Here is an 11,372-nt window from a genome sequence, read left to right as displayed (position 1 = left end):
GTGGAGGCGCACGCGGCGCGGACCCCCGACGCTCTCGCGCTGGTGGCGGGAGACGAGCGGCTGTCGTATGCGGAACTGAACCGCCGCGCCAACCGCGTGGCCCGCCGCCTGATCGCGCTGGGCGCGGGGCCGGAGGTCCGCGTGGCGGTCAGCGTGGAGCGCACCGCGGACCTGGTCACCGCGATGCTCGCCGTGCTCAAGTCCGGCGCCTGCTATGTGCCGCTGGACCCCGCCTATCCCGCGGAGCGGCTGGCGTTCGTGCTGGCCGACGCGGCCGTGCCCGTGCTGGTGACGCAGGAGTCGCTGCGCGCGGCGCTCCCCGTCGGCGGCCCCGTCGCGGTGGTGAGCGTGGACGGAGACGAGGAGCGGATCGCGGCGGAGTCCGCGGAGAACCCGGAGCGCGGCGCACGGTCCGACCAGCTGGCGTACGTGATCTACACCTCCGGGAGCACGGGGACGCCCAAGGGGGTGATGGTGCCCCACCGCGGCGTCCCCAACCTGGCGAACGCGCAGGCCCGGCGCTTCGGCATCGACGGCACCAGCCGCGTCCTCCAGTTCGCCTCGCTTTCCTTCGACGCGGCGGTGGCGGAGCTGTTCGACGCGCTGCTGACCGGGGCCACGCTGGTGATGGCGCCGGGCGAGGAGCTTCTCCCCGGTCCGGGGCTGCTGGAGACGCTGCGGCGCGGGCGGGTCACCGTGGCCACCCTGCCGCCGTCGGTGCTGGCCGTGCTCGCGCCGGACGACCTGCCGAAGCTGCGCACGGTGGTGAGCGCGGGGGAGGCGGTGGACGCCGCCACGGTGGAGCGGTGGAGCGGGGGCCGTGCCTTCGTGAACGCCTACGGGCCGACGGAGACCACGGTCTGCGCGACCTCCGCCCGCTGCGAGGCGGATGGGCGTGCCCCGGCGATCGGCCGGGCGCTGGAGAACGTGCGGGTGTACGTGCTGGACGCGGCCGGCCGGCCGGCGCCGGTCGGCGTCCCCGGCGAGCTGTACGTGGGGGGCGTGGGGGTGGCGCGCGGCTACCTGGGCCGGCCGGGGCTGACCGCCGGGAAGTTCGTTCCCGATCCCTTCGGCGGCGAGCCCGGGGCGCGGCTCTATCGGACGGGCGACCGGGTGCGGTGGCGCCCCGAAGGGGTGCTGGAGTACCTGGGCCGCCTGGACGGGCAGGTCAAGATCCGGGGCTTCCGCATCGAGGCGGGGGAGATCGAGGCCGTCCTGCGGCGCCACGAGAGCGTCGCCGACTGCGTGGTCGTGGCCCGCGAGGACGTGCCCGGGGAGAAGCGGCTGGTGGCGTACGTGGTGGGCGACGTGGAGGCGGGAGCCCTGCGCGAGCACCTGCGCCGGGAGCTCCCGGAGTACATGGTGCCGGCGGCTTTCGTCCCGCTGGAGCGGCTTCCGCTGACTCCCAACGGCAAGCTGGACCGCAAGACGCTGCCGGCGCCGGAGGGGGATGCGTACGCGCGGCGGAGCTACGAGGCACCGCTGGGGGAGGTGGAGGCGGCGCTGGCCGAGATCTGGGCGGAGGTGCTGGGGGTGGGGCCGGTGGGGCGGTTGGACCACTTCTTCGAGCTGGGCGGGCACTCGCTCCTGGCCGCGCGCGCCGTGTCGCGGCTGCGCCGGGAGCACGGGATGGATCTCCCCCTGAGCGCCTTCTTCGACCACCCCACCCTGGAGGCGCTGGCCGCCGCGGCCACCGCCACACCTCCACCCGTCCCGGAGCCCGCCCTGGAGGCGCTGGCCCGCGGAAGCGGCTCGCTGGAAGACATCCTGGCCGCGCTGGAAGGGCTCTCGCTGCAGGACGCGGAGGCCCTGCTGGGCGCAGCGGAGGGCGCGTGACGCCCCCCGCCGCCCCCGCGCGTCCCCATCCCTTGCGAAAGGACCGTCCGTGACCCCGCCCCTCCCCCCCGCCGCGGCGGAGGAGATCCCGCAGGCCGCCTGGACGCGGGACCTCAAGCAGTCGTCGCTGCGCGAGATCCACACGCTGCTCTCCCGTCCGGGGCTCCTCTCGTTCGCCCTGGGAATGCCCGCGGAGGAGCTGTTCCCGGTGCGGGCGTACGCCCGCGCCGCGCGGCACGTGCTGCGCACCGAGCCCGGCGCGCTGCAGTACGGGCTGCCCCTGCGCCGCCTGCGCACCCACGTCGTGGAGCTGATGGCCCGCCGCGGGGTGCAGTGCACCGAGGCGGAGGTGTTCCTGACCTCCGGGGCGCAGCACGCCATGAGCCTGCTGGGCACGCTGCTGGTGACCCCCGGCGCCACGGTGGTCGTGGAGGAGATGGCGTACGACGGGATGCTGAACGCCCTGCGCCCCCTGCAGCCCCGCGTGCTGACCGTTCCCTCCGACCTGGAGACGGGGATGGACCTGGACGCGCTGGAGGCCCTGCTGGCCGGCGGCGAGCGCCCCGCCCTGGTCTACGCCATTCCCGAGGGGCACAACCCGCTGGGCACCAGCATGCCCGCCGCGAACCGGCGGCGGCTGGCGGAGCTGGCCGCGCGCTACGGCGTGCCGGTGATCGAGGACGACGCCTACGGCCTGCTGGGCTACGACGGCGAGCCCCCCGCCGCCGTGCGGGCCCTGGAGCCCCGGTGGACGCTGTACGTGGGCTCGTTCAGCAAGATCACCGCGCCGGCGCTGCGGTCGGGGTGGGTGGTGGCGCCCCCCGGAATGGTGCAGCGGCTCTCCATTCTCAAGCAGGGAAGCGACCTGGACGTGTGCTCGTTCGCGCAGCGCACCCTGGCCGCGTTCCTGGACCGCGAGGACGTCGGCGCGCACCTGGCGCGGCTGCGCGGGGCGTACACCGCCCGCCGCGACGCCATGCTGGCCGCGCTGGCCGCCCACTTTCCCGCCGACGCGCGGTGGAGCTGCCCGCGCGCCGGGATGTTCGTCTGGGCGCAGACGCCGGGAACCGACACCACGGCGCTGCTGCGCCGCGCGGTCGAGGAGGCCGGCGTAGCCTTCATCCCCGGCCGCGCCTTCTGCGCGCGCGGCGGCGAGCGGGGCGGCGACGCCCTGCGGCTGAACTTTTCGCGCACCACCCCGGACCAGATCCACGACGGCATCGCGCGGCTGGGGCGGCTGCTGCACCCCAGCGGCCCCGTGATCGCCCTGCCGGCGGGCTTCTGCCTGCGCGGCGGGGCAGCGGCGGAGTGAGCCTCGTCCCGGACATCCATCAGACCCACGAGCCCCGCTCATGACCGACATCGCCGGCCGCATCGACGGCCTGCCGCCGGAAAAGCGCGCGCTGCTGGCGCGCTTCCTTCGCGAAACGCCGGCCCGGTTCAACGCGTTTCCGCTTTCGTTTGCCCAGCGGCGCCTGTGGTTCCTGGACCGCATGAGCCCGGCGAGCGCCGTCTACAACGTCCCCACCGCCGTACGGGTTCGCGGGGCGCTGGATCAGGGAGCCCTGCGCCGGGCCCTCGACGAGGTGGTGCGCCGGCACGAGGTGCTGCGCAGCAGCTACACGCAGGTAGAGGGCGAGCCGGTGCAGGTGACTGCCCCCGCCGCGCCTCTGGAGCTGCCCCTGGACGACCTGTCCGCCCTCCCGGCCGAAGCGCGCGACGCCGAGTCGCTGCGCATCGCCAACGGGGAGGTGTGCACGCCCTTCGACCTGGCGCGCGGCGGGCTGCTGCGCGCCAGACTGGTGCGGCTGGCCGCAGACGATCACCTGCTGCTGCTGACCGCGCACCACATCGTCACCGACGGCTGGTCGGTTTCCGTGATGTTCCGTGAGCTGGCCGCGCTGTACCAGGCGTTCGCCGCCGGCAGGCCGTCGCCGTTGCCGGAGCTGGCGCTGCAGTACGCGGACTTCGCGGCGTGGCAGCGCGAGCACCTGCGGGGCGAGCGGATGGACCGGCTGGCGGAGTACTGGACCCGGCGGATGGAGGGTGCCCCCGCGCTGCTGGAGCTTCCCACGGACCGCCCCCGCCCCCCGGAGGCCACCTTTGGCGGGCGAATGCTGCGCTTCGAGCTGCCGGCCGCGCTCGTCCCGGAGCTCCACGCGCTGGCCCGCCGCGAGGGCGCCTCACTCTTCATGGTGCTGATGACGGCGTTCAGCGCCGTCCTTTCCCGCTGGTCGGGTCAGGACCAGGTGGTGGTCGGCACCCCGGTGGCCAACCGCGGGCGGGCGGAGACGGAGGGGATGATCGGCCTCTTCGTCAACACGCTGGCCATTCGCGCGGACCTGTCGGGCGGCCCCACGCTGCGCCAGCTGCTGAAGCGTGTGCGGGCCACGGCGCTGGAGGCGTTCGCGCACCAGGAGCTGCCGTTCGAAAAGCTGGTGGAGCTGCTGAAGACGGAGCGCAGCCTGGGCCACCACCCCCTGTTCCAGGTGATGCTGGCGCTGCAGAACGCCGGGGACGCGCGCGAAATCGGGGGGATGCGGCTGGAGCCGCAGCGGTCGGACGCGGCGGGCGCGCGCTTTGACCTGAGCCTGAGCCTGCGCGAGCACGACGGCGGCATCGTGGGCGGGGCGGAGTACGCCACCGCCCTGTTCGACACGGCCACGGTGGAGCGGCTGCTCGACCACCTGCGCATCATGCTGGAGGCGCTGGCGGCGGACCCCGACACGCGCCTGGACGCGGTGGAGCTGCTGGTGGGCCCCGAGCGCGAGCGCGTGCTGGGCGCCTTCAACGACACGGCCGCACCCACGCCCCGCACCCCCTCGCTGCACGCCCTGTTCGAGGGCGCGGCCGACGCCTGGCCCGGCGCGCTGGCGGGGATCGACGCGGAGGACACCGTCACGTTTGGCGAGTTGGAAGCGCGCGCCAATCGCGTGGCGCACCACCTGCGCGCGCTTGGCGTGGGCCCGGAGAGCCGCGTGGGCGTGTGCGTGCAACGCGGCCCGAGCGCGCTGGTTGCGCTGCTGGGGATACTCAAGGCGGGCGGCGCCTACGTGCCCCTCGACCCCGCGTACCCGGCGGACCGGCTGCGCTGGATGCTGGAGGAGTGCGGGCGCGGCGTGATCGTGGCTCAGGCGGCGGTGGCGGATCGGCTCCCGGAGCACGACGGTCGGCTGGTGCTGCTGGAGGACCCCGCCATCGGCGCCTGCCCCGCTCGGCGCCCCGCCCCCCCGCCGGGTGCCGGCCCTGACTCGCTGGCGTACGTCATCTACACCTCCGGGAGCACCGGACGGCCCAAGGGCGTGCTGGTGCCGCACGGGAGCGCGGTCGGGCTGATCGTCCAGTCCGTCTCCCGGCTGGACGTGCGGCCGGGAGACCGGGTGGCGCAGACGGCGTCGCTGAACTTTGATCTTTCGGTGCTGGAAATCTTCGTGGCGCTGGCGGGTGGCGCGGCGGTGTGTTTCATCCCGCCGGAGACCATGGCCTCGCCGGCGGAGCTGGTGGAGACGGTCCGCGCCCGCGGCATCACCCAGATGATGGCGCTGCCGGCTGTGCTGGAGATGATGCCGGCGGACGCGCTCCCCGGGGTGCGGACCATCTGCGCGGGCGGCGACCGCTGTCCGCCGGAGGTGGCGGCCCGCTGGGCCCGGGGGAGGCGGTTCCTGAACGCGTACGGTCCCACGGAAACGACGATCTACGCCACGGCGTGGACGGGCGGCCCGGACGGCACCGGCGAGCTGCCCATCGGTGGGCCCGTGGCCAACCTGCGGGCGTACGTGCTGGATTCCGCGCTGCGCCCCGTACCGGTGGGCATTCCCGGCGAGCTGTTCGTGGGTGGCGCGGGGGTCACCCGCGGCTACCACGCGCGCCCCGCGCTCACCGCGGAGTGCTACGTCCCCGACGCGTGGAGCGGCGTGCCTGGCGCGCGGCTGTACCGCACCGGCGACCGGGTGCGCTGGCGCCCCGACGGCGCCCTGGAGTTCCTGGGGCGCGTGGACTTCCAAGTCAAGATCCGCGGATTCCGCATCGAGTTGGGCGAGATCGAATCCGCCCTGCGCGAGCATCCGGAGGTGCGCGACGCGCTGGTCATCGTGTGCACGGACGGTGGAGAGAAGCGGCTGGCCGGCTACATGATCCCCGCCGGGGGCGCGGCGCCGGACCCGGCGGCCCTGCGCGGCTGGCTGCGCCAGCGGCTGCCGGAGTACATGGTCCCCGCCGCCTGGTGTGTGGTGGAGGCGTTCCCGCTGAGCTCCAGCGGAAAGGTGGACCGGCGCACCCTTCCCGCGCCGGAGAGCGTGCGCGCCGCGACGTCGGCCGCCGTGCCGCCGCGCACCGAGGCGGAGCGCAAGGTGGCCGCGGTGTGGACCGAGGTGCTGGGCGTGGAGGCGGTGGGTGCGCACGACGGCTTCTTCGACCTGGGCGGCCACTCGCTGCTGCTGGTGAAGGTGCAGGGGCGGCTGCGCGAAGCGTTCGGGGTGCCGGTGCCCATCACGCACCTGTTCCGCTACCTGACGGTGAGCGCCCTGGCCGCGGCGCTGGAGGCCCCCGCCCCCGAGCCGCCCGCTCCCTCGGCCGACGAGGAGCGGGTGCGGGACGGGCGGCAGCGGCTGCGGGCGAGGGCACGGGCTGGGGTGACGGGGTGAACGGGTGACGGGTGAACGGGCGAGCAGGCTGTCCCCTATTCCCTATTCCCTTCTTTTAGCAACAACGACTTGCCGAACCATAGATGAGCCAGAGCAACGAGCCCACCGGGCTGGAGATCGCGGTGGTGGGAATGGCGGGGCGCTTTCCCGGCGCGCCGGGCGTGGACGCCCTGTGGGCCAACCTGCGCGCGGGGGTCGAATCCATCCGCCGCTTCAGCGACGAGGAGCTGATCGCCGCGGGGGTGCCGGAGCCGCTGCGCACCGACCCCGCCTACGTCCCCGCGCGGGGCGCGCTGGCGGAGGTGGACCGCTTCGACGCCGCCTTCTTCGGGTTCACCCCGCGCGAGGCGGAGGTCACCGATCCCCAGCAGCGCCTGTTCCTGGAGGTGGCGTGGGAGGCGCTGGAGAACGCCGGCTACGACGCCGCGCGCGTCCCCGGCCGCGTGGGCGTGTACGCGGGCGTCAGCATGAGCAGCTACTACCTGAACCTGCTCTCGCGCCCCGACGTGGCCGCCGCGGCCGGCGACATGGCCGTGCGCATGGGGAACGACAAGGACTTCCTGGCCACCCGCGCCGCGTTCAAGATGGGGCTTGAAGGCCCGGCGGTCGTGGTGCAGACGGCGTGCAGCACCTCGCTGGTCGCGGTGCACCTGGCCTGCCAGGCGCTCCTGGGCGGCGACTGCGACATGGCCCTGGTCGGCGGCTCGTCGGTCACGGGGCACCAGCAGACCGGCTACCTGTACCAGCAGGGGAACATCCTTTCGCCGGACGGGCACTGCCGGGCCTTCGACGCGGACGCGCGGGGAACCGTCGGCGGCAGCGGCGTGGCCGTGGCGGCGCTCAAGCGGCTGGAGGACGCGCTGGCCGACGGCGACACCGTGCACGCGGTGATCCTGGCGTCGGCCATCAACAACGACGGCTCCGCCAAGATCGGCTTCACCGCGCCCCGGGTAGAGGGGCAGGCCGCCGCCATCCGCGCCGCGCACGCCGCCGCGGACGTGGCCCCCGCCACCATCACCTACGTGGAGGCGCACGGCACGGGAACGGAGCTGGGCGACCCCATCGAGATCGAGGCGCTCACCCGGGCCTTCCGCGCCGGGACGGACCGCGCGGGCTTCTGCGCCATCGGCTCGGCCAAGACCAACCTCGGCCACCTGGACGTGGCGGCGGGGATCACGGGCCTCATCAAGACCGCGCTGGCGCTGCGCGACGGCGAGATCCCGCCCTCGCTGCACTTCAACCGTCCCAACCCGCAGATCGACTTCGCCTCCAGCCCGTTCTTCGTCAACACCACCCTGGCGAAGTGGACGCCGCCCGCCGGGGTACCGCGGCGCGCCGGCGTCTCGTCGTTCGGCGTCGGCGGCACCAACGCGCACGTGGTGATGCAGCAGGCACCCGCCGTCGCTCCGTCCGCCGCCCCGGCGCGCGCGGAGCAGCTGCTGGTGCTCTCCGCGCGGACGGAGACGGGGCTGGATGCCGCGGCGAAGCGGCTGCGGGCGCACCTGCAGCAGCATCCCGGGCAGCCGCTGGCGGACGTGGCCTGGACGCTCCAGCAGGGGCGCCGCGGGTTCGCCCACCGCCGCGCGGTCGTAGCGCGCACCCATGCCGAGGCCGCGCAGGCGCTGGCCGACCCGGCGCGCGGCGTGACGGGCCAGGCCGGGAGCGAGGCGCCCGACGCCGTGTTCCTGTTCCCCGGCCAAGGCGCGCAGTACGCGGGGATGGCGCGCGGGCTGTACGAGCGCGAACCCGTCTTCCGGGCGGAGCTGGATGCCTGCGCGAAGATCCTGCGCCCGCACCTGGGGCTGGACCTGCGCGACGTCGTCTTCTCGGAGGATACGGATCGCCTGAAGCAGACGGCCCTCACCCAGCCCGCGCTCTTCGCGGTGGAGTACGCCGTCGCGAAGCAGTGGATGAGCTGGGGGATCGCGCCGGAGTCGATGCTGGGCCACAGCGTGGGCGAGTACGTGGCCGCCTGCCTGGCCGGCGTCTTTTCCCTGGAGGACGCGCTGGCGCTGGTCGCGGAGCGCGGGCGGCTGATGCAGTCGCTCCCGTCCGGATCGATGCTCGCCGTCCCGCTCCGGGCGGCGGAGGTGGAGCCGATGCTGGGCGGATCGGTGTCCGTCGCGACGATCAACGCGCCGGACCGCTGCGTGGTCTCCGGCCGCGCGGACGAGGTGGCGCGGCTGCAGGCGGAGCTGGCCGGCCACGGGATCGAGGCGAAGCGGGTGGAGACGTCGCACGCCTTCCATTCGCCGATGATGGACCCGATCCTGGACGCCTTCACCGCCCGCGTGGCCGGCACCGCCCGCAACGCGCCGGCGCTGCGCTGGGTGTCGAACCTCACAGGGACGTGGATCACGCCCGCGGAGGCCGTCGATCCCGCCTACTGGACCAGCCACCTGCGCCAGGCCGTACGCTTTGCCGACTGCGTAGCCACGCTGGCGGCGGAGGGGCGCGAGCGCGTCTTCATCGAATGCGGGCCCGGGCGCACGCTCTCGTCCCTGGTCAAACGGCAGGTACCGGGATCGACCGCCATCCACTCCATCCACCACCCCGACGGCGCCGACGACGACGTGGAGGCGCTGCTGAGCGCGCTGGGCCGCGCCTGGACCGCGGGAACGGAGATCGACTGGCGCGCCGTGCACGGCGGCGAGGCTCGCCGCCGCGTTCCCCTGCCCACCTATCCCTTCGAGCGCAAGCGGTTCTGGATCGACCGCTCGCCGCAGCCCGGCTTCGTGGCCCCGGCCACGGTCGCCGTGGCGGACGAAGCGGAGGCGGCGGCCGACGACCCGCGGAAGGGGTGGTCGGCGACGGAGCGCGCCATCGGGCGCATCTGGGAGGCGCTGTTCGGCGCCGCGCCGGGGCTGCACGACGACTTCTTTGGCCAGGGCGGCGACTCTCTGATGGCCACGCAGCTGGTGGCCCGAATCCGCACCGGGCTGGGCGCGGAGATCGGCGTGCGCGCCGTGTTCGAGGCACCCACCGTGGCCGCGCTGGCGGCAGTGGTGGACGGCCCCGCGGCCGCGGACGACGAGCTGGACGCGCTGCTGGCGGGCGTGGAGGACCTGAGCGACGAGGAGATCGAGGCGCTGCTGGCGACGGGCGCGGGGGAGGGCGGCCATGACTGAGCTGGCCGATCGCCTGGCGAGGCTCACCCCGGCCCAGCGCCGGCTGCTGGAGCTGCGGCGGGCGCAGCAGTCCGGTGCCGCCCCCGCCGCGGCCCCCGGCGCCATCCCCGCGCGCGGCGAGGAGCCGGCGCCGCTCTCGTTCTCCCAGCGGCGCCTGTGGTTCCTGGACCGCATGGAGCCGGGGAACGCCTTCTACAACGTTCCCTCCGCCCTGCGGCTGCGCGGCGCGCTGGACGTGCCCGCGCTGGAGCGTGCCCTGGGCGAGATCGTGGCCCGCCACGCCGTGCTGCGCAGCGTGTTCCGCGAGGTGGCGGGCGAGCCGGTGCAGGCGCCGCTCTCCCCGCCCCCCTTCGTCCTTCCGGTCGACGTCCTCTCCGACGCGAACGACGACGCCCTGCGCGCGGCCCTGGCGGCCGAGGCGCGCCGCCCGTTCGACCTGGCCGGGGGGCCGCCCTTCCGCGCCCGCCTGTTCCGGCTCGGCGCTGATGACCACGCGCTGATCGTGACCCTGCACCACGTGGTGGGCGACGCGTGGTCGTTCGGCGTGCTGTTCCGCGAGCTGGGCGCGCTGTACGGCGCCTTTGCCGAGGGCCGGCCGTCGCCGCTGGAGCCGCTGCCCATCCAGTACGCCGACTACGCCGCCTGGCAGCGCCAGCACGGCACGGCGGAGGCGCTGCAGCCGCAGCTGGACTGGTGGACCGAGCGGATGAAGGGCGCGCCGGACCTGCTGGAGCTTCCCGCCGACCGCCCCCGCCCCGCCGTGCAGAAGTTCCGCGGCGGCCGCCACCGCCTGGATTTGTCCACGGAGCTCACGGACCGGCTGCGGACGATTGGCGGCGAGCACGGCGCCACGCTGTTCATGGTGCTGCTGGCCGCCTGGCAGACGCTGCTGGCCCGCCACACCGGCCGCGAAGACATGGTCGTGGGCTCCCCCATCGCGGGGCGCGGCCGCGCGGAAACCGAGGGGCTCATCGGCTTTTTCGTCAACACGCTGGCGCTGCGCACGGACCTGTCCGGCGACCCCTCGTTCCGCCAGCTGGTGGAGCGGGCGCGGCGCACGGCGCTGGACGCGTACGCGCGGCAGGACCTGCCCTTCGAGACGCTGGTGGAGGCGCTGCGCATACCCCGCGACCTGAGCCGGCAGCCGCTGTTCCAGACCATGCTGATGCTGCACCGGCCGCAGGGCACCTTTGCGCTCCCGGGGCTGGCGTGCGAGCCGGTGGAGGCCGATCCCGGCACCTCCATCTTTGACCTGGGCCTGTACGCGTGGGACCGCCCGCAGGGGCTGCGGGCCATGCTGGAGTATAACGCCGACCTCTTTGACGCGGCCACGGCGGCGCGCTTCGCCGACCGCTTTCGCACGCTGCTGGAGGGGATCGCGGCCGATCCGGACGCGCCCCTCAGCCGCCTGCCGGTGATGACGGCGGACGAGAAGGCGCGGCTGGCCGCGTGGAACGACACCGCGCACGCCTGCCCCGGCGACGAGTGCATCCACGAGATCATCGCGCGGCAGGCGGCGGCCACGCCGGACGCCGTCGCGGTCGTCTTCGAAGACCAGCGGGTGACGTACGCGGAGCTGGACGCCCGCGCCAGCCGCCTGGCCAACCACCTGCGCGGCCTGGGGGTGGGCCCCGAGGTGCGCGTGGGCATCCTCGCCGAGCCCGGTCCGGACCTGGTGGCGGGGGTGCTCGGCATCCTCCGCGCCGGGGGGGCCTACCTCCCGCTGGACCCCGCCTATCCGGCCGAGCGCCTGGCCTTCATGCTC

General features: G+C 74.7%; 5 protein-coding genes. All 5 read left to right on the top strand.

What is annotated here, in order from left to right; translation table 11 throughout:
• A partial coding sequence (locus VGC13_RS09710; RefSeq protein WP_331125046.1) for a non-ribosomal peptide synthetase occupies positions 1–1,836 on the top strand: 1,836 nt, incomplete at its 5' end.
• A 49-nt stretch (positions 1,837–1,885) separates the two neighbouring features.
• Complete coding sequence (locus VGC13_RS09705) at positions 1,886–3,148, top strand: PLP-dependent aminotransferase family protein (protein ID WP_331125045.1); 1,263 nt, start codon at positions 1,886–1,888, stop codon at positions 3,146–3,148.
• Positions 3,149–3,188: 40 nt separating this feature from the next.
• Entirely contained in the window at positions 3,189–6,479 is a 3,291-nt protein-coding gene (locus VGC13_RS09700) for an amino acid adenylation domain-containing protein (protein WP_331125044.1), read from the top strand.
• 83 nt (positions 6,480–6,562) lie between these two features.
• Positions 6,563–9,607 (top strand): type I polyketide synthase, encoded by a 3,045-nt coding sequence (locus tag VGC13_RS09695; RefSeq protein ID WP_331125043.1) that lies wholly within the window; start codon positions 6,563–6,565, stop codon positions 9,605–9,607.
• Positions 9,600–11,372, top strand: a 1,773-nt coding sequence (locus VGC13_RS09690) for a condensation domain-containing protein (protein WP_331125042.1), incomplete at its 3' end; no start/stop codon positions are given. The genes VGC13_RS09695 and VGC13_RS09690, both read left to right, overlap by 8 nt.

The sequence above is a fragment of the Longimicrobium sp. genome, assembly GCF_036399255.1.
GTDB lineage: Bacteria > Gemmatimonadota > Gemmatimonadetes > Longimicrobiales > Longimicrobiaceae > Longimicrobium.
This window is presented reverse-complemented; position numbering and strand designations above follow the sequence as displayed.